Annotated in this window: 19 protein-coding genes; 8 read left to right on the forward strand and 11 right to left on the reverse strand. The window is 60.0% G+C overall.

Annotation, left to right across the window (positions count from 1 at the left end; genetic code table 11):
- Positions 1-56: 56 nt before the first annotated feature.
- Positions 57-1904 (reverse strand): sodium:proton antiporter, encoded by a 1848-nt coding sequence (locus C1896_05685; protein AZZ44449.1) that lies wholly within the window; start codon positions 1902-1904, stop codon positions 57-59.
- Positions 1905-2081: 177 nt separating this feature from the next.
- Between C1896_05685 and xerD the strand changes: the two genes are divergently transcribed.
- From xerD to C1896_05710, 5 genes are all read left to right on the forward strand, one after another.
- On the forward strand, positions 2082-2978 hold the full coding sequence (xerD, locus tag C1896_05690) for a site-specific tyrosine recombinase XerD (protein AZZ44450.1): 897 nt from the start codon (positions 2082-2084) through the stop codon (positions 2976-2978).
- A gap of 127 nt (positions 2979-3105) precedes the next feature.
- Complete coding sequence (locus C1896_05695) at positions 3106-3831, forward strand: protein-disulfide isomerase (protein AZZ47541.1); 726 nt, start codon at positions 3106-3108, stop codon at positions 3829-3831.
- A 108-nt stretch (positions 3832-3939) separates the two neighbouring features.
- Complete coding sequence (locus C1896_05700; GenBank protein ID AZZ44451.1) at positions 3940-4437, forward strand: alanine acetyltransferase; 498 nt, start codon at positions 3940-3942, stop codon at positions 4435-4437.
- Positions 4438-4551: 114 nt separating this feature from the next.
- Entirely contained in the window at positions 4552-5856 is a 1305-nt protein-coding gene (locus C1896_05705) for a homoserine dehydrogenase (GenBank protein AZZ47542.1), read from the forward strand.
- A gap of 58 nt (positions 5857-5914) precedes the next feature.
- Positions 5915-7324 (forward strand): threonine synthase, encoded by a 1410-nt coding sequence (locus C1896_05710; protein AZZ44452.1) that lies wholly within the window; start codon positions 5915-5917, stop codon positions 7322-7324.
- Positions 7325-7388: 64 nt separating this feature from the next.
- On the opposite strand, the gene rnt is transcribed toward C1896_05710, so the two are convergent.
- Entirely contained in the window at positions 7389-8063 is a 675-nt protein-coding gene (gene rnt / locus C1896_05715; protein AZZ44453.1) for a ribonuclease T, read from the reverse strand.
- Entirely contained in the window at positions 8060-9103 is a 1044-nt protein-coding gene (locus C1896_05720; GenBank protein AZZ44454.1) for a dihydroorotase, read from the reverse strand. The genes rnt and C1896_05720 overlap by 4 nt, the downstream gene beginning before the upstream one ends.
- A 183-nt stretch (positions 9104-9286) precedes the next feature.
- Between C1896_05720 and C1896_05725 the strand changes: the two genes are divergently transcribed.
- The 3 genes from C1896_05725 to gloA all read left to right on the forward strand — a co-directional run bounded on the left by C1896_05725 (position 9287) and on the right by gloA (position 11960).
- The gene (locus C1896_05725; GenBank protein ID AZZ44455.1) at positions 9287-10180 is read left to right on the forward strand and encodes a hypothetical protein; all 894 of its coding nucleotides are present in this window, start codon (positions 9287-9289) and stop codon (positions 10178-10180) included.
- An 87-nt stretch (positions 10181-10267) separates the two neighbouring features.
- Entirely contained in the window at positions 10268-11485 is a 1218-nt protein-coding gene (locus C1896_05730; GenBank protein ID AZZ44456.1) for an argininosuccinate synthase, read from the forward strand.
- 82 nt (positions 11486-11567) lie between these two features.
- On the forward strand, positions 11568-11960 hold the full coding sequence (gene gloA / locus C1896_05735) for a lactoylglutathione lyase (GenBank protein AZZ44457.1): 393 nt from the start codon (positions 11568-11570) through the stop codon (positions 11958-11960).
- Between the two features lie 42 nt (positions 11961-12002).
- Here the strand turns inward: gloA and C1896_05740 are convergent, their stop codons facing one another.
- The 8 genes from C1896_05740 to C1896_05775 form a co-directional block, all read right to left on the reverse strand.
- A complete protein-coding gene (locus tag C1896_05740; protein ID AZZ44458.1) occupies positions 12003-12182 on the reverse strand; it encodes a hypothetical protein in 180 nt (59 codons plus the stop codon).
- A 107-nt stretch (positions 12183-12289) separates the two neighbouring features.
- Entirely contained in the window at positions 12290-12928 is a 639-nt protein-coding gene (nth, locus tag C1896_05745; protein ID AZZ44459.1) for an endonuclease III, read from the reverse strand.
- Positions 12929-12947: 19 nt separating this feature from the next.
- Positions 12948-13661, reverse strand: a complete 714-nt coding sequence (locus C1896_05750; GenBank protein AZZ44460.1) for an electron transport complex subunit RsxE — start codon at positions 13659-13661, stop codon at positions 12948-12950.
- On the reverse strand, positions 13658-14425 hold the full coding sequence (locus C1896_05755) for an electron transport complex subunit RsxG (GenBank protein AZZ44461.1): 768 nt from the start codon (positions 14423-14425) through the stop codon (positions 13658-13660). Before C1896_05755 ends, C1896_05750 begins: the two co-directional genes overlap by 4 nt.
- 1 nt (position 14426) lies before the next feature.
- Positions 14427-15455, reverse strand: a complete 1029-nt coding sequence (locus C1896_05760; GenBank protein ID AZZ44462.1) for an electron transport complex subunit RsxD — start codon at positions 15453-15455, stop codon at positions 14427-14429.
- Positions 15456-15539: 84 nt separating this feature from the next.
- A complete protein-coding gene (locus C1896_05765; GenBank protein ID AZZ44463.1) occupies positions 15540-18215 on the reverse strand; it encodes an electron transport complex subunit RsxC in 2676 nt (891 codons plus the stop codon).
- Positions 18212-18787 carry an electron transport complex subunit RsxB gene (locus tag C1896_05770; GenBank protein ID AZZ44464.1) on the reverse strand — a complete coding sequence of 192 codons (576 nt, stop codon included), beginning with the start codon at positions 18785-18787 and terminating at the stop codon, positions 18212-18214. Before C1896_05770 ends, C1896_05765 begins: the two co-directional genes overlap by 4 nt.
- Positions 18784-19368, reverse strand: a complete 585-nt coding sequence (locus C1896_05775; protein ID AZZ44465.1) for an electron transport complex subunit RsxA — start codon at positions 19366-19368, stop codon at positions 18784-18786. Before C1896_05775 ends, C1896_05770 begins: the two co-directional genes overlap by 4 nt.
- Positions 19369-19465 lie beyond the last annotated feature (97 nt).

Raw genomic sequence — 19465 nt, forward strand, 5'->3', positions numbered from 1 at the left:
ACGGCGTCTTGTCTTGCTCGCCGTCGGGGCTGCTCGTATGGCTGGAAACGTTGCCCTCAAGGTAAGGGAGAATGGCGAGGTTCGGGTTTGTTCACGGTTGCGTGGCTGTCCGCGCCTTCGGTCAAGGCAATCAATGTCCAGCCCGCGTCTGGTTTGATCCGTGCGTCCGGGTGAAACACATGGGTATGCCCGTGGTTGTCTATGGCGAAATACAGGATAGCGCCCGAGCCATGCAGGGCCTGGTATTCCGGCCAGCCAAAGGTTTCGGTCAGTTTGTTGCTTTTGATCGAGTCACCACGAGCCAGGCGTCCGGCCAGTTGCGAGTAGGTCAACGTGGGCGTGCCTAGGGGGCGGCCACGGTGTTCGTCACTTGGCCGATGTTTGTCGCTGCGTCGACTCTCCTGAGTACTGGCCAGATTGAACAGGCGATCGCCGCCGAAGTCATGACGAAAACGCATCGCGGCGAGGGTATTCATTTCGCCAACAGGCGACAGCGCCAGCAAATGGCCAAGACCGACCAGGTCAAGGTGGTTTTCAGCGTGCTGCGAGGCCGGATTTCCGTAATAGGTGGGTAAATTTTCCATTCTCGCCGCGTGGATGTTGTCCCAGCTGGAATCGGTCAGCATCACTCTGATGCCTTGCTCGCTCAGTGCGCGTCCAAGTGCACGAGCGACGGGATTTGCGCCAACAATCAGAAAACCGCTGGGCGGCGGTTCTGCGACTTTTAGCAGCCTCGCTAAAGGGCGTGCGGTTGCGCTTTGCAGTACGACGGTGCCAATGATGATGGCGAACGTCAGTGGCACGAGCAGCAGGGCGTCCTCGTGTCCCGTTTCGTCCAGGCGAACGGCAAAGATTGCCGAGACCGCAGCCGCAACGATTCCTCGGGGTGCAATCCAGGCGAGCAGCAGCCGCTCCCGCCAGTTCAGCTGCGATCCCCAGGTGCACAGGGCGATCGCCAGTGGTCGGGCCACGAATTGCACAATTAGCAAAAGAATCAACACTGCGGGCCCTAGCTCCAGCAGTGCTGTCAGATCGAGCATCGCTGCTAGCAGGATAAAGAGTCCCGAGATGAGCAGAATGCTCAGGTTCTCCTTGAAGTGGAGGATGTCCCGGACGTCGACATCCCGCATGTTGGCGAGCCAGATCCCCATCAGCGTGACGGCCAGTAGGCCGGATTCATGGACCAGAGTATTGGCAGTGACGAAAACGCCGAGCACTGAAGCCAGTGTCGCCAGGTTCTGCAAGTATTCCGGCAGCCAGTGCCGTTTCACAAGTTGGCCGAGGGTCCATCCTCCTACTATGCCAAGCACAGTTCCGCACAGAAGAACTCCGCCAAACGTTTGCACGCTCTGAGTCCAGGCGGCCTCGGTGCCTCTCGTAATGATGAAGCTGTAAACCACTACTGCAAGCAAAGCGCCGATTGGGTCGATGATGATGCCTTCCCAGCGCAGGATATTGGCAACCGCCGCGTTGGGTCGCACCACACGCAGCATCGGTACGATCACAGTCGGGCCCGTAACAAGCGTTAAGCTCCCTAAGAGCAACGCCAGATCCCAATCGAAGCCAAGCAGCCAATGAGCGGAGAGGGTGATCACGCCCCAAGTCGTCAGCGCGCCGATGCCAATCAGGCGGCGCACCACCGTGCCGATCCCAGGCAGCTCAGAGACGCGCAACGTCAGGCTGCCTTCGAACAGTATCAACGCGACTGCCAATGAAACCAAAGGGAAGAGCAAGGGGCCGAACAGCTGAGTCGGATTCAGCCAGCCGAGCACAGGGCCGGCCAGGATTCCACTCAGCAAGAGAAAAAGAATGGCTGGCAGTCGTAACCGCCATGCCAGCCATTGGCTGGCGAGCGAGGCGATGCCGAGCGCAGCGAGGGAGATGAGGATGTCTTGTTCGGTCATGTTTACCAAGCGATCAGGGTGGCGGCCGGGCTTCCGCTCCGGCGGGCTCGTTGTTGGATCTACTGGCTAGTCTGACATTGCTCAGGCCAATCAGGTCTGTTCGGCGTGACCAAGGCGGCTGGCCGGTATAAGCGGTCTATGGAACACTGGCCGCCTTTCTTTCCAGTGTTCCCCTGCATGTCGGCTCAATACGACCCCATTATCGATCGGTTCCTTGATGCCCTTTGGCTCGAAAAAGGGCTTTCGGACAACACCCGCGACGCTTATCGCAGTGATCTGGCGCTGTTCAACGGCTGGTTGGACGAGCGCGATGTGCGACTGGTCGATGCAGGTCGGGACGCCATCCTCGATCACCTTGGCTGGCGTCTGGCTAATGGCTACAAGGCTCGTTCTACTGCGCGGTTGTTGTCAGGGCTTCGCGGGTTTTATCGCTTCCTGCTGCGCGAAGGCGTGATCACGATCGATCCAACGCTGCGAGTCGATCTGCCGCAGTTGGGACGACCACTACCCAAGGCGTTGTCCGAGGCGGATGTGGAGGCGCTGTTGTCTGCGCCGGATGTCGGCGATCCGCTGGGGTTGCGTGACCGGGCGATGCTGGAAGTTCTTTACGCGACTGGCTTGCGCGTCACCGAACTGGTCGGCCTTGGTCTTGAGCAGATCAATCTTCGGCAGGGCGTCTTGCGCACTTTCGGTAAGGGTAACAAGGAGCGTCTGGTGCCGTTGGGCGAGGAGTCCCTGTATTGGGTGGTGCGCTATCTTCGCGACGCTCGCGACGCGCTGCTCTCCGGCAAGGCCAGCGATGTGGTCTTTCCGAGTCGGCGTGGCGACCAGATGACAAGGCAGACGTTCTGGCACCGAATCAAGCTGCATGCCCGGCAGGCAGGAGTAGCTGCATCGATCTCGCCGCACACGCTGCGTCATGCATTTGCTACGCACTTGCTCAACCATGGTGCGGATCTTCGAACTGTACAAATGCTGCTCGGACACAGTGATCTATCCACTACACAGATCTACACGCACATCGCCCGCGCGCGGCTGCAGGAACTCCATGCGCAGCATCATCCGCGTGGTTGAACGGATGGCGTTAGAAGATGCGCTGCAGGCCACAAAGCCGATGAGCGAAGGCCCGTCGTCTGCACTGGATGACAGGGGCTATGGTAATCTGCCGGCCTTCCCTCGATCGAAGTCGCCAGGAGATTTCATGCGCGTGAATCGTATCTTCGCTGCCGTAGCCCTCGGTTTCGCCAGCTCCGTTGTCCTGGCCGCTGACGCTGAACAGGCGATCCGTGAGTCGCTTAATGCCCTCCAGCCCGATATGCCCATCGAGGCAATTGCGGAAAGCCCCATGAACGGGGTTTATCAGGTTCAACTCAAGGGTGGGCGTCAGCTCTACGCGAGCGCTGACGGTCAGTTCCTGATTCAGGGCTATATGTATCAGTTCAAGGACGGCCAGGCGACGAACCTGACCGAGCAAGCCCAGAGCAGGTCTGTTGCGAAGACAATCGACGCGATCCCTACCAGTAAGATGGTGGTTTTCTCGCCTGAAAAACCGAAGACCCATATCACCGTGTTTACCGACACCGACTGCGGCTACTGCCAGAAGCTGCACAGCGAAGTGCCTGAGCTGAACCGTCTTGGCGTCGAGGTTCGTTATATGGCTTTTCCGCGGCAGGGTATGGGCAGCCACGGAGCCAGCACGCTGACCAGCGTATGGTGTGCGAAGGATCGGCAGGCGGCGATGAACAAGGCCAAGGCGCGTGAAGAAGTGCCAGCCGCGAGCTGCGAGAACCCGGTCGCTGAGCAGTACGAGTTAGGCCAGATGATCGGTGTTCAGGGCACCCCGGCAATCATTCTCGCGGACGGGCAGATCATCCCCGGTTATCAGCCGGCTCCGCAGCTCGCCGAACTTGCCCTAAAAGCCAAGTAGTCGCTGGGGCAGCGCCTTCGGTCACGAAGAGGCTGCCCGCTTGGGCCGCGGCTGAACTGTTCCACCCCTCGTGTTCAAAGCCAAAAGGCATATCGAGGAGGCGACAAAATGAAGCTAGAAGGTTCCTGTCATTGCCAGGCCGTTCGTTTTTCTCTGGAATCGGCCGAGCCCTATCCGTTCATGCGCTGTTACTGTTCGATATGTCGCAAAACGGCCGGGGCGGGTGGTTATGCGATCAACCTGGGCGGAGATCATCGGACGCTGACGGTCGAGGGTCGCGAGAACCTCAGTATCTACCAAGCCAGGATGGTCGATGCTGAAACGGGCGCGGTGCGTATTAGCGATGGCCAGCGTCACTTCTGCAAGCTGTGCGGCAGCGCACTGTGGTTGTGGGACCCGAATTGGCCGGATCTTGTGCACCCGCATGCGTCGGCAATCGATAGCGAGCTGCCAAGCCCGCCAGAGTCGACACATCTCATGCTGGCTTCAAAGGCGTCATGGGTAGAGCCCCAGTTGGGCCCTGATGATCGCTGCTTCGATGAGTATCCGGATGAATCGCTCGCTCAGTGGCACCAGCGCCTGGGGTTGCAGAGCAAGCCCAGCTAGCAGCGGGCTCCTCCTTGCCGCTGCCGATTTGACTAAAGCTCGTGCGCTTCGTAATGTGCGACTCTTTTGTTCGGCCGCTGTGCAGGGCCGTTCGTTGGCAATGGGGAGTGCAACTTGAAACCGGTGAAAGTTGGCATCTGTGGGCTGGGAACCGTCGGTGGCGGTACCTTCAATGTGCTCGAGCGCAACGCTGCGGAAATCGCGCGCCGTGCAGGGCGCGGAATTGAGGTCGCACAGATTGCGGCTCGTCATGCGAACCCCAAGTGCAACACCGGTGATACCCCGATTACTGACGATATCTTCGATGTCGCCAACAACCCTGAGATCGACATTGTGGTCGAACTGATCGGGGGGTACACCTTAGCCCGCGAGCTGGTGCTCAAAGCCATCGATAACGGCAAGCACGTGGTTACGGCCAACAAGGCGCTGATCGCGGTGCACGGAAATGAAATCTTCGCCAAGGCACGCGAGAAGGGCGTTATCGTCGCCTTCGAAGCCTCTGTTGCCGGCGGTATCCCGATCATCAAGGCCATTCGCGAGGGGCTGGCCGGCAACCAGATCAACTGGCTCGCGGGGATAATCAACGGAACCGGTAACTTCATTCTCACCGAGATGCGGGAGAAGGGACGTACCTTCGAGGATGTGCTGAAGGAGGCTCAGGAGCTTGGCTACGCCGAGACCGATCCGACCTTCGACGTTGAGGGCATAGACGCCGCCCATAAGCTGACCATCCTTGCTTCCATTGCCTTCGGCGTGCCGCTGCAGTTCGACAAGGCCTACACCGAAGGCATCTCCAAGCTGACCACGGCTGACGTTAACTACGCCGAGGCGCTGGGCTACCGCATCAAGCACCTGGGTGTCGCCCGAAGCACCGCTTCGGGTATCGAGCTGCGAGTGCACCCGACACTGATTCCGGCGGACCGCCTGATTGCTAACGTCAATGGCGTGATGAATGCGGTCATGGTCAACGGCGACGCCGTCGGCTCCACTCTGTATTACGGTGCTGGTGCAGGCATGGAGCCAACGGCTTCGGCTGTGGTGGCGGACCTCGTGGATGTGGCCCGTGCGCTGACGACGGACCCGAACAATCGGGTTCCGCACCTGGCTTTCCAGCCCGACTCCCTCTCCGCTCATCCAATCTTGCCGATCGGCGCTTGCGAAAGCGCCTATTACCTGCGCATCCAGGCCAAGGACCGTCCGGGCGTATTGGCTCAGGTCGCCACTATCCTGTCGGAGCGCGGAATCAATATCGAGTCGATCATGCAGAAGGAAGCCGAGGAGCAAGACGGATTGGTGCCGGTCATCCTGGTCACGCATCGTGTGGTCGAGCAGAGGATCGACGATGCCATCGCCGCACTCGAAGCGCTTGCTGACGTGGTGGGCAACGTCGTGCGGATTCGTGTCGAGCAACTGATCTAATCAGCAACGCCGGGTTGCTCTAGTGGCCCGCAGTCAGCGTCCAACATAGGTTTGAACAATGCGCTACATCAGTACTCGTGGCCAGGCGCCCGCCCTGAATTTCGAAGACGTGCTGCTTGCCGGATTGGCCAGCGATGGTGGTCTATACGTTCCGGAAAACCTGCCGCGCTTCACCGTTGAAGAAATCGCGTCCTGGTCCGGCCTGCCGTACCACGAGCTGGCATTCAAGGTAATGCGTCCTTTTGTGGCCGGGAGCATCCCAGACGCTGACTTCAAGCAGATTCTGCAGGACACCTACGGCGTGTTTGCTCACAGCGCAGTGGCGCCGCTGCGTCAGCTGGACAGCAACGAGTGGGTGCTCGAGCTCTTCCATGGCCCGACCCTGGCGTTCAAAGACTTCGCTTTGCAGCTGCTGGGTCGACTTCTTGACTATGTGCTGGCCAAGCGCGGTGAGCGCGTGGTGATCATCGGTGCGACGTCCGGCGATACCGGCTCGGCAGCAATCGAAGGCTGCCGCCGCTGCGATAACGTCGACATCTTCATCCTGCACCCGCATAACCGGGTGTCGGAAGTACAGCGTCGGCAGATGACCACCATCTTCGGCGACAACATTCACAACCTGGCCATCGAAGGCAACTTCGATGACTGTCAGGAGATGGTGAAGGATAGCTTCGCCGACCAGGGTTTCCTTAAAGGCACCCGGCTGGTGGCGGTCAACTCGATCAACTGGGCGCGGATCATGGCCCAGATCGTGTACTACTTCCATGCTGCGCTGCAGCTGGGCGGCCCGGCCCGTTCGGTGGCGTTTTCCGTACCGACGGGGAATTTTGGGGACATTTTCGCGGGTTACCTGGCGCGCAACATGGGCCTGCCAATCAGCCAGCTGGTGGTGGCAACCAATCGAAACGACATTCTGCACCGGTTCATGAGTGGCAACCGTTACGACAAGGACACGCTGCACCCGTCGCTGTCGCCCTCCATGGACATCATGGTGTCGTCCAACTTCGAACGGTTGCTGTTCGATCTGCATGGCCGCAACGGCGCGGCGGTTGCCGAATTGATGAGCGCATTCAAGGCCAGCGGCAAGCTGTCGGTCGAGGAGGAGCGCTGGACCGAGGCACGCAAGCTTTTTGACTCGCTGGCCGTAGACGATGAGCAGACCTGCAAGACGATTGCTGACGTCTTCCGTGCGGCCGGTGAGTTGCTCGATCCGCACACGGCGATCGGGGTTTATGCCGCACGCGAGTGCCGCCGCAGTCTGGCTACGCCGATGGTAACGCTGGGTACCGCCCATCCTGTGAAATTCCCCGAGGCTGTGGAAAAGGCCGGGGTTGGCAAGGCGCTGGAGTTGCCGGCGCATCTGGCGGACTTGTTTGAACGCACGGAGCGATGCACTGTTCTGAAGAACGATCTCAAGGCGATGCAGGCGTTTGTCAGCGAGCATGGCAATAAAGGTAAGCCGCTGTAAGCGACCATCAATAACGAAAAAGGCCAGTCTCACGACTGGCCTTTTTCGTTTGAAGCACCTGAACTTATTCGTCGAACTCTTCCCAGCCGCCCATTTCTCTCCAGCGATTGACGATGCCGCAGAACAGCTCAGCAGTCTTTTCCGTGTCGTAGCGCGCAGAGTGTGCTTCGCGTCCGTCAAAGTCGATATCGGCTGCCTGGCAGGCTTTTGCGAGGACGGTCTGGCCGTAGGCGAGGCCTGCCAGCGTCGCAGTGTCGAAGCTGGAGAAGGGGTGGAATGGGTTGCGCTTGATATCGCAGCGGGCGATTGCTGCGTTCAGGAACCCGAGATCAAAGCTACTGTTGTGGCCGACGAGAATGGCACGTTTGCAGCCGGCTGATTTCACCGCTTTGCGCACGCCGCGAATGATCTCATTCATCGCCTGTGATTCGGGAACGGCCATGCGCAGCGGGTGGTCGAGCTTGATGCCGGTGAACTCCAGCGCGGCTGCTTCGATATTGGCGCCAGCGAAGGGTTCGACTCGGAAGAAGAGCGTGTCTTGCGGGTAGAGCAAACCCTGCTCGTCCATGCCGATGGTCACGGCAGCAATTTCCAGCAGCGCGTCGGTCGCGCAATTGAATCCGCCGCACTCAACATCAACAACGACTGGCAGGAAGCCTCGAAAGCGTCTCGCCATGGGCGAGCGCGGCTTGCCTGGCTGGTTGCCTTCCAGCTCGTCGTCAAACTGATCGTCGCTCATGCGTTGGTCTCCAACCGCCATTGCAGGGTTTCGCCTGCACGTAGGGGCACGACGTTGTGCTCCCCGAACGGCAAGTTGGCCGGCACACTCCAGGATTCACGTACCAGGGTGATGTGCTCGGTGTTGCGCGGCAAACCGTAGAAGTCGGCGCCGAAGTGGCTGGCAAAGGCCTCCAGGCGGTCAAGCGCGCCGCGCTGTTCGAACGCCTCAGCATAGAGCTCGATCGCAGCGAACGCCGTATAGCAGCCGGCGCAACCGCAAGCATTTTCCTTGGCGTGCTGGGCGTGCGGGGCCGAGTCGGTGCCGAGAAAGAACTTCGGATTGCCGCTGGTAGCCGCATCAAGCAGTGCTTCCTGATGGACGTTGCGCTTAAGGATTGGCAGGCAGAAGAAGTGCGGGCGAATTCCGCCCACCAGCATGTGGTTGCGGTTGTAGAGCAAATGGTGGGCGGTGATGGTGGCGCCGACGTTGCTGTTGGCAGCCTCGACGAACTGCACGGCATCCCGGGTGGTGATGTGCTCGAACACCACCTTGAGCGTGGGGAAACGCTCGGTGACTTGGCTAAGCTGTTCGTCGATGAAGTATTTTTCACGATCGAAAATATCGATTTCTGAACGTGTCACTTCGCCATGCACCAGTAGCGGCAAGCCGACCTCGGCCATCGTCTCGAGCACTGGAAATATGTTGTCGATGCGGGTGACGCCGGATGCCGAGTTAGTCGTGGCACCGGCTGGATACAGCTTGGCGGCAAATATGTAGCCACAGGCCTTGGCGGCGCGCACGTCTTCGGGCTGCGTACCGTCAGTGAGGTAAAGCACCATCAAGGGCTCGAACGGGTTGCCGTCCGGCCGGGCAGCAAGAATGCGCTGGCGATAGCTATCCGCCTCTGCTGCATTGCGAACCGGAGGTACAAGGTTCGGCATGATGATCGCTCGTGCGAACTGGCGTGCGGCGTCCGCCACGGTGTGCGGCAGCGCTGCGCCGTCGCGCAGGTGAATGTGCCAATCGTCGGGGCGCAGTAGTGTCAGTCGGTCGGACATGCGGATTTCCAGGCGGTAAAACGTGCGGGAATGCTACCGGAAACGCGTGAAAAAATCGCCGCAGGCGGGTCTTTCGGCCGAAACGAGTAGCGAGGGCGCTGGCCCAGCTAGGTATCGCAGCGTTCAAGTTTTCAAGGTGCGCACCGATACCTCAATTGAATGTTGTTTACCCTGGAGCCACACGTGCGCTTGCGCCTCCTTGTTCTTGCCTGCTTGTTGGCTTCCCCAGCCAATGCCCTCACGTTTCAGACTCGTCTGGAGCGAGCGCAGTGGCAGGTGGAAGGCGATCAGTTCGAGTGTCGGTTGAGCCAGCCGGTCGCAGGCTTTGGTGCAGGTGAATTCGTAAGGCGAGCGGGCGAGCAACCTACTTTTCGCTTGCAGTCACCTGATCGCTGGCTGGGCAATGGTTCGGCCACGCTGCTTGCGGCAGCTGCGCCCTGGCAACCTAGTCGTGGTGATATCAATCTGGGCGTAGTTTCCGTGGCCGGCGGCGAAATTCCATTCAACACTACCTACTCGCAGGCCGATCGCCTGCTTAGTGGCCTCCTCGAAGGTCGCAGCCCGGTGGTGCGCCACCGCACGCGGCTTGGTGGCGAGGCGTTGGAGGTGAGGCTATTGCCTGTACGATTTGGCAAAGCCTATGAGGATTTTCGCAGCTGCACGGCCAAGTTGCTGCCGGTCAACTTCGAGCAGATTCGTACGTCGCAGGTTGGGTTTCCCGCCGGTGACGTCGTACTCGATGCGTTGGGCCAGGCCAAGCTCGATATCATCCTGCAATTTCTCAAGGCTGATCCTAGCGTCAACCGCATCCAGCTTGATGGTCACTCCGACAATAGCGGCAACAGACTGACCAATCGTGACCTGTCGCGTCGTCGCGCGCTTGCGGTCGAGGCGTATCTGACTGCCAACGGCGTGCCGAAGGAGCAAATCACGCTGCGCTTTCACGGCGAACGCTATCCCGTCGTGCCCAACAGCAGCGAGGCCAACCGGGCCAAGAATCGGCGGGTAACCCTGCGTTTGGAGCGCGAGCCGGCAACCACCACTGCCGCAGCAGAGGGCGGTACACCGTCGACCTGATGCCGAGGGGTCGCATGCGCCCCTGTAAAACAAACGTCGCGACCAGTAGAATCCCCGCTTTCCTTACAATCCCGGGAGTGGATGGCAATGGCCGACGTAAAGAAGGTAGTCCTGGCGTATTCCGGTGGCCTGGACACCTCGGTGATCCTCAAGTGGCTGCAAGACACCTATAACTGCGAAGTGGTGACCTTTACCGCCGACCTCGGTCAGGGCGAGGAAGTCGAGCCAGCCCGTGCCAAGGCCAAGGCCATGGGCGTTAAGGAAATCTACATCGACGATTTGCGCGAAGAGTTCGTCCGCGACTTCGTCTTCCCCATGTTTCGCGCCAACACCGTTTACGAAGGCGAGTACCTGTTGGGTACATCCATCGCCCGTCCGCTGATCGCTAAACGCCTGATCGAGATCGCCAACGAGACCGGTGCTGATGCGATCTCTCATGGCGCCACCGGCAAGGGTAACGACCAGGTCCGTTTCGAGCTGGGCGCCTATGCGCTGAAGCCGGGCGTCAAGGTCATCGCCCCCTGGCGTGAATGGGACCTGCTCTCGCGCGAGAAGCTGATGGACTACGCGGCCAAGCACGAGATTCCGATCGAGCGCCATGGCAAAAAGAAATCGCCGTACTCCATGGACGCCAACCTGCTGCACATCTCCTACGAAGGTGGCGTGCTGGAAGACACCTGGACCGAGCACGAAGAGGACATGTGGCGTTGGACGCGTTCGCCTGAGACCGCACCGGATACCCCGACCTACATTGAACTGACCTACCGTAAGGGCGACATCGTTGCCATCGACGGCAAGGACATGACCCCGGCGGAAGTGCTGACCTATCTGAACAAGATCGGCGGCGAGAACGGCATTGGGCGTCTGGACATCGTCGAGAACCGCTATGTCGGTATGAAATCGCGCGGCTGCTACGAGACCCCGGGCGGCACCATCATGCTCAAGGGGCATCGTGCCATCGAGTCGATCACCCTCGACCGTGAAGTGGCTCACCTGAAAGACGAGCTGATGCCCAAGTATGCGAGCCTGATCTACAACGGCTACTGGTGGAGCCCTGAGCGCAGCATGCTGCAGCAGATGATCGACGCGTCGCAGGCCAATGTGAACGGTGTAGTGCGTCTGAAGCTCTATAAGGGCAACGTCATCGTCACCGGCCGCAAGTCGGACGACTCGCTGTTCGACGCCAACATTGCCACTTTCGAAGACGATGCGGGCGCCTACGATCAGGCCGACGCGGGTGGTTTCATCAAGCTCAACGCGCTGCGCATGCGCATCGCCGCGAACAAGGGCCGGACGCAGTTCTAACAGAAACTGCTACACAGCCCGACCATGACCCCGGCCACGAGCCGGGGTTATGCTTTTTGCACCGCTGATCAGGAGAGACATCATGAGACTGCTGCATACCATGCTGCGAGTCGGCGATATGGAGCGATCCATCGCCTTCTACACCGAAGTGCTGGGCATGACCCTGCTGCGACGTAAGGATTATCCGGAAGGCAAGTTCACCCTGGCGTTCGTCGGCTATGGCGACGAAGCGCATAACAGCGTGCTGGAGCTGACCCACAACTGGGACGTTGAAAAATATGACCTGGGCGACGGTTACGGCCATATCGCGCTGGAGGTTGAAGACGTATACAAGGCCTGCGAGGATATTCGCAGCCGTGGCGGCAAGATCACCCGCGAGCCGGGGCCAATGAAGCATGGCACCAGCATTCTTGCGTTTATCGAAGATCCGGACGGCTACAAGGTCGAACTGCTCTCTCCGTCGCGCCGGGACTAGCAGCGACGCCTCAAAAAAGCCCCAATCACGGGGCTTTTTTGTTTAAAGATCGAAGTCGAACTCGTTGAGTTGCTTCTGCAGCCGGCGCTCTTCGAGCAGGTTATCGATGATCCGACGCTTGGTCAGGTTGGTCTTGGCGACTTCGACTGGCGCCTCTGCACCATCGTCTTCGTCATCCGCGACGAAGTCATCTTCGATCTGGATCTCTTCTTTCTCGGACACTTGTCTCACTCCGGCTTGGGCGCGCTGTTGGCGCACCTTATAGCGACAAAAGAGGAGGCCGTAAAAAAGATTTTTTCAATCGTGCGATAGGTTTTTCCATTGGCCGCTCAATCGTCCGACGTTTTGTGCTTGTACTCGCAGAGGTCCTCGATCCGGCAGCTGCCACATTGTGGCTTGCGCGCCTTGCAGACGTAGCGTCCGTGCAGGATCAGCCAATGATGGGCGTCGAGCAGATAATCCTTCGGCACGAATTTGACCAGCTTGCGCTCGACCTCCAGCACGTTTTTGCCAGGGGCAATATTTGTGCGGTTGGCGACGCGAAAAATGTGGGTGTCGACCGCCATGGTGAACTGGCGAAACGCAGTATTGAGCACGACATTGGCCGTCTTGTGCCCGACACCCGGTAGCGCCTCGAGGGCCTCGCGATTGTCCGGAACCTGGCTGTCGTGTCGCTCAATGAGGATGCGGCAGGTCTCGAGTACGTTCTTCGCCTTGCTCGGGTATAGACCGATGGTCTTGATATAGCTGCACAGACCTTCATAGCCAAGCGCAGAGATGGCTTCGGGGGTGTTGGCGACCGGGTAGAGCTTCGCTGTTGCTTTGTTAACGCCGACATCAGTGGCCTGCGCCGAAAGAATCACAGCTATCAACAGCTCGAACGGCGTGCTGTAGGCGAGCTCGGTCTTTGGCTCCGGATTGTCTTCATGAAACCGGCGAAAGATCTCCAGGCGTTTGGCAGCATTCACTACAGCAACCCATCCAGCATCATTCGATCACCCCAGTGACACGCACACGCCGGCTCTGGACAGGCGCAGATGGCTGCGTCGCCCTGGCGCGCTTGGTTAAATGCTCGTCGATACGGTTCTTCAGGGCGATCAGCAGGCCGAGCACGATGAAGGCGCCGGGGGGCAGAATGGCCAATAGGAAGCCCTTGTAGTCACTGACCAGCGTCAATTGCCAGTCGGCCGCAATCGGGCCGAACAATAGCTGCATGTTGGCAAACACCGCGCCGGTGCCTACCAGCTCGCGCAGGCCGCCCAGCGCCACAAGCACCAGTGCAAACCCGAGCCCCATCAGCAACCCGTCAAAGCCTGCAATCAGTGGGTTGTGCTTGGCGGCGAAACCGTCGGCACGGCCGAGAATGACGCAGTTTGTCGTGATCAGCGGGATGAAGATGCCCAGTATTTGATAAAGCTCGTAGGTATAGGCCTGCATGAGCAGCTCGATACAGGTCGTCAATGCCGCGATGATCATCACGAAGGCGGGCAGCCGCACCGCGGTGTTGACTACGCCACGTACCAGCGATACGCCGACGTTCGAGCAGATCAACACCAGGGCAGTGGCGAGCCCGAGCCCGAGCGCATTGACCGCAGAGTTGCTCACGCCGAGCAGCGGGCACAGCCCTAGGAGTTGGACGAGCGCAGGGTTGTTCTTCCACAGGCCATTGATGCTCAGTTCGCGGTAGCTTGGATTGCTCATTGGCCTCGGTCCTGCTCGGTTTGCGGATCGTTGATCTGCAATGTATCGCGGGTCGCGGCGGCGCCGGCCCGTGAATGTGTGGTGACCTCGTCGGGCTCGACCTCGTTTTCAAGCGCTGCCTCGGCTGCTATCGGAGCCGTATCGGTGGCGAGCAGCTCCTGCTTGTGAGCCTCGAAATACTGCAGGGCCCGATGGACCGCGCCGACTACGGCACGCGGGGTGATGGTGGCCCCAGCGAACTGATCGAACTCGCCACGATCCTTCTTGACGGCCCAGCCTGAGGCCTCCGGATTATTCAGCGAACGGTTTTCGAAACTGCGTATCCAGGGACTCTTGGCCAGTTCGATCTTGTCGCCCAGCCCGGGTGTTTCCCGATGCGCGACCACGCGCACGCCGGCAATCCGCCCGTCGGCCTGCACGCCTATGAGCAGGTGAATCGCACCGCTGTATCCGTCGGGTGCAATGGCTTGCAGGATCACCGCGCTTGGCTGGCCGTTCTTCATCGCGACATAGGCCGGCATGGCTTGCCGCGTGCCGAGCAGCGGATTCTGCACCAGAACGCTGCTGTCGAGCAGCTGATTGTCATAGCTGTCTTTTGGGAGGATCTCGTTGAGGGCGCGTAATTGCGCGGCACGCTCCGAGGCTTGAATCCGTTCTGCCGTGAACTGCTGCAACAGCGTCACGCCGCCAACGGTGAAAATGGCGAACAGCCCCAGCACCAGGCTGTTCTTAAGCATCGAGCGACTGAGTTCAGGGATGATCATGTCATTCGCCCAGCTTGAAGCCGCGCTCGGCCTTGCGGTGGCCATAGGTTCGCGGACGGGTGTAGTAATCGATGGTGGGAGCTGACAGGTTCATCAGCAGCACGGCGAAGGCCACTGCGTCCGGATAGCCGCCCCAGGCGCGAATGACATAAACGAGAATGCCGACGCCAGCACCGAAAATCAGCCGTCCCTGGTTGCTGGTGGCACTGCTCACCGGATCGGTGACGATGAAAAAGGCACCGAGCATGGTGGCGCCGCTGAGCAGGTGGAACAGCGGTGAACCATGGCTATCGGAACCTGACCCGTTCCAGAACAGGAGGCTCATGATTGCCAACGCTGCAAGCATGCCAATAGGCGCATGCCAGGTGAATAAGCGTTTGTGCAAGAGGAACAGGCCGCCGGCAAGAAATGCGAGATTGACTACTTCCGAGCCAATGCCGCCGAAGTGGCCGAACGCGGGGTTGGCCCAGAGCTCATCGACAGTGAGACTCTTGTTTACCTTGAGCACATCGAGCGCGGTGGCTTGTGTCCAGCCGTCCGGTAGCGAGGCGATGCCGAGGATGTGCTGCAGGCCGGCGCTCAGACCGACCGTATGTGGCACAGGCCAAGTCGTCATTTCCACAGGAAAGGAGACCAGCACCACCACATAGCCGATCATCGCCGGGTTGAAGGGGTTCTGGCCAAGGCCGCCGTAGAGCTGCTTGCCAAGTACGATGGCGCTGCCGGTGGCGATCAACGTCAGCCACCACGGCGAGTACGGCGGCAATGCCAGCGCTAGCAGGACTGCCGTAACCAATGCGCTGCCGTCGCGCAGGAAGAACTGCACCGGGCGTTGCCTCAGCCGAAGTATCAGTGCTTCACTGCCGAGGGCGACAGCACTGGCCCAGATCAGGTTAATCAGCGTTCCGGCGCCATACAGCCAAGTCAGGGCAATCATGCCGGGCAGGGTTGCCGCCAGGACTAGCAACATGACGCGCTGAGTGCGGTTGCTCCCCTTGGTGTGCGGCGAGGTGATTCGGGGCAGGGCCATTGGCTCTCCGGTTGATGTTCGAAAGGAATCCTGATCAAGAGCTGATCGTTGCGATCCCGAAAACAGCGCCGACGGCGTTGTTCCTTACGATTGGGTGTGTTCCTGTAGTTTTTGCTCGGCTTCGCTTAAACGTGCTCGGGCGCGTTCGACGGCCTCGGCTTCACTGTTGTCGTCGCGCTCAAGCTTGCGCAAATCGGCCCGCGCAAACGCAACTTCTGTCTTGAAGGCGCGAGTCTGGTCATCTATGGGTTGCTTGTCTGTGCGTACCAGTTCTGGTGCTGGCTTGCCGGACTGCGCTTCCGCCTCATGAAGCGCTTGTTCCGCGCTGGCCAGCCCATCGCGCAGCTTGCTCAGCTGCGCGTCTTCGGCGCCGGCTTGTTCGGCTTTTTTGAGCTCGGCGCGTTTCATCGCCAACTCGATCTTGGCTTTCTTGAGCGCCTCTTCGCCAGGCGTTTTGGTTTTGGCGGCTGGCGTGTTTTGCGTTGCGGGTTCAAGCGCGGCTTCGGCCTCGGCCAGCTGCGACCGCAAGCGGCTCAGCTCTGCCTCCTGCTCGGCATCTCTGGTTTCGATCTTCTCCAGCTTTCGAACCTGCGCCCGCAGCATGGCAGCCTCGATCTTCGCCTTCTTTGCGGCGTCGTCGCTGGTGGGCTTGGCTGAAGGCACAGGCGTGGAATCCTGAACCGCCGCCAAAGCGTTCTCCGCGTCGATAAGTTGATCCCGCAGACGGCTCAGTTCGGCGTCCTGCTCGGCCTCACGGGTGTCGAGCTTTTCCAGCTTGCGGATCTGTGCACGCAACATCGCGGCTTCGATTTTGGCCTTCTTTGCGGTGTCGTCGTTGGCGGGTTTGGCTGGAGCCGCAGGCGTGGCGTCCTGCACCGCAGCTAGTGTTTTCTCCGCTTCGGTCAGCTGGGCCTTGAGGCGGCTCAGCTCGGTGTCCTGCTCGGCATCACGGGAGTCGATCTTCTCCAGCTTTCGAACCTGCGCCCGCAGCATCGCGGCTTCGATCTTGGCTTTTTTGGCAGCCTTGTCGTTGACCGGCGATGCTGCGGTGGGACTGTCCGTAGCACTGGCGGCTTCGTTCAGTGCCTTCTGCGCGCTGGCAGCCGCGGTGCGTAACTCAGCAACCTGCGCTTCCAGTTCGGGCGTCGCATGGATGGCGAGCTGCTTTTCAGCTTTTTTCAGCGCGACCTGGGCCATGCTAGCTTCGATCTTAAGCTTCTTCTGCTGTTCAGACAGGCCCGCCTTTTGCGCCTGGACGCGGGCGACCGGGTCGTCCTGATTCGGTGCGGAGCTGGCCTCGGCCTGCGCTGCCTTGGCCTTTGCGGCGCGTTCGGCGCGGGCCTTACGGTCCGCCTCCTTCTGCTCTTCGGCACGGCGCAGACGCTCCTGGCGCAGCTCGAAGCGCTGCTTGGAGTGCTCCGCTTTCTGTTGCTTCTGCTCCAGTTCGCGGATTTCGCCTTTGGCGGCGCGGTAGTACTGCACCAGCGGGATACTCGACGGGCAGACGTAGGCACAGGCGCCACACTCGATGCAGTCGAACAGGTTGTAGGCCTTGAGCTGCTCGTGCTCCTGGCCCAGCGCGAAGAAGTGCAGCTGTTGCGGTAACAGACTCGCCGGGCAGACCTCTGCACACTCGCCGCAGCGAATGCATGGCAGCGCTGGTGGTGGCGGAGGCAGCTCCGCAAGCGTGCTGGCGAGTAAGCAGTTGGTGGTCTTGATCACTGGCACGTCCACCGACGGCAGGGTGAAGCCCATCATCGGTCCGCCCATGATCAGCCGATTGAGCCGGTTCTGGTCGAGACCGGCAAAGGTGAGAAGGTTTGCCACTGGCGTACCGATCAACGACTCGACGTTCATGGGGCGTGCCAGCGCTTCGCCGGTAAGGGTGGTGACGCGCGAGATGAGTGGTTTGCCTAACAGCACGGCATCATGAATGGCCACGCAGGTGCCGACGTTCTGGCAGAGCATGCCGATGTCGGCCGGCAAGCCGCCGCTGGGTACCTCTTCGCCGGTGAGAATCTGGATAAGCTGCTTTTCGCCACCCGAGGGGTACTTGGTAGGAAATACCTTGACCAGGAATCCACGGTCGCCCACTGCCGTGCGGACGGCTTCGATCGCCTCTGGTTTGTTGTCCTCGATGCCGATTAGGACCTGCTCTGGCTGGATCAGATGAACGAGTATCTCGATCCCTGTGACAAGCTCATGGGCTTTCTCCCGCATCAACATGTCGTCGGCAGTGATGTAGGGCTCGCATTCGGTTCCATTGATGATCAGAGCACGAATTTTTCCGGGGGGCGGGCCGTTCAGCTTAACGGCTGTAGGGAAGCCAGCGCCCCCGAGGCCACTGATGCCTGCCTGACGGATTTGCTCCAGCAGCTGGTCGGGCTGCATTGTCCGGTAGTCCGGCTGCGGCTGCAGCTCGATCCATTCGTCATGACCATCGCTGTCAATCGCAATGGCAGCGCTGAGCATTCCCGATACGTGAGGGTAGGGCTGGGGACCGATGAAACTCACTGTGCCAGACGTCGGGGCATGTACCGGCACACTGACGAAGCCTGCGGCCTCGGCGATCTTCTGCCCCTTCAGCACACGCTCACCCAGCACAACGCATGGCTCGGCAGGCGCACCGATATGTTGGGCCAGCGGAACAACCAGTCGAGCTGGGAGCGGCGGCAGCTGGATCGGCGTGCGGTTGGATAGATCCTTACACTCCGGCGGGTGTATGCCGCCATGGATATCCCAGACGTTCAGCGAGGTCATGCGGCCTGCTCCCGATCACTGGCGATCAATTGGCCTGGCATCAAGGGTTGGTCCCACTTCCAGCTCTGCAGGTTGCTGCCCAGTTCAATCATGTCTATGCAATCCACCGGGCACGGCTCCACACAGAGGTCGCAGCCGGTGCACTCGGAGACGATGACGGTATGCATCTGCTTGGCGGCGCCGACGATGGCGTCCACCGGGCAAGCCTGAATGCACTTGGTGCAGCCGATACATTCGGCTTCGCGGATATAGGCGACACGCGGCGGCACCTCACCCTCCACGGCATCCAGCGGTTCGGGCTCGACATCAAGCAGGTCGGCCAATGCCTGGATGGTCGATTCGCCACCGGGTGGGCACTTGTTGATCTTGTCGCCGCCTGCAATCGCCTCGGCGTAAGGCTTGCAGCCTGGATAGCCGCACTGGCCGCACTGCGTCTGCGGAAGCAGCGCATTGATTTGTTCGGCGATCGGGTCGCCTTCGACGCGAAAACGCACCGCGGCGAAGCCGAGAATGGCTCCGCAAACCAGGCACAGCGCGAGGAGTGCAAGCACGGCGATCACGACCAGACTCATAGCTTGATCAACCCACTGAAGCCCATGAACGCCAGCGACATCAACCCTGCCGTGACCATGCCGATGGCTGCGCCCTGGAACGACCTGGGAACGTCGGCAATGGCGATGCGCTCACGCATGGCTGCAAACAGTACCAATACCAGCGAAAAGCCCAGGCCTGCGGCAAATCCGTTCGCCGTAGCGGTTAGAAAGGTGAACTCGGATTTGTTGGCATTCAGCAGCGCGACGCCGAGCACGATGCAGTTGGTAGTGATCAACGGCAGGAAGATGCCCAGCACGCGGTACAGCAGGGGACTGGTCTTGTTCACTACCATCTCGGTGAACTGCACCACCACAGCGATCACGAGGATGAAGCTGATGGTGCGGAGGAACTCGAGGTCTAGCGGCTTCAGGACGTACTGCTGAACGATGTAACTGCACATGGCTGCCAACGTCAGCACGAAGGTCGTCGCCAGCGAAAGACCAATGGCCGTTTCGATTTTCTTCGAAACGCCCATGAACGGACACAGACCGAGAAACTGCACCAGTACGAAGTTATTGACCAGAATGGCGCTAACCATGATCAGAGCGAGTTCGGTCATCGCGGATTCCTGTGCGCTCTGCATGAGCCGAGGCTAAAAGGCCGCTATTATCGGGAAGCGGCGGCAGCCGTACAAGGCCGCGACGTGATGTGGCTTC

The organism is Pseudomonadaceae bacterium SI-3, assembly GCA_004010935.1.
Classification (GTDB): Bacteria; Pseudomonadota; Gammaproteobacteria; order Pseudomonadales; family Pseudomonadaceae; genus Stutzerimonas.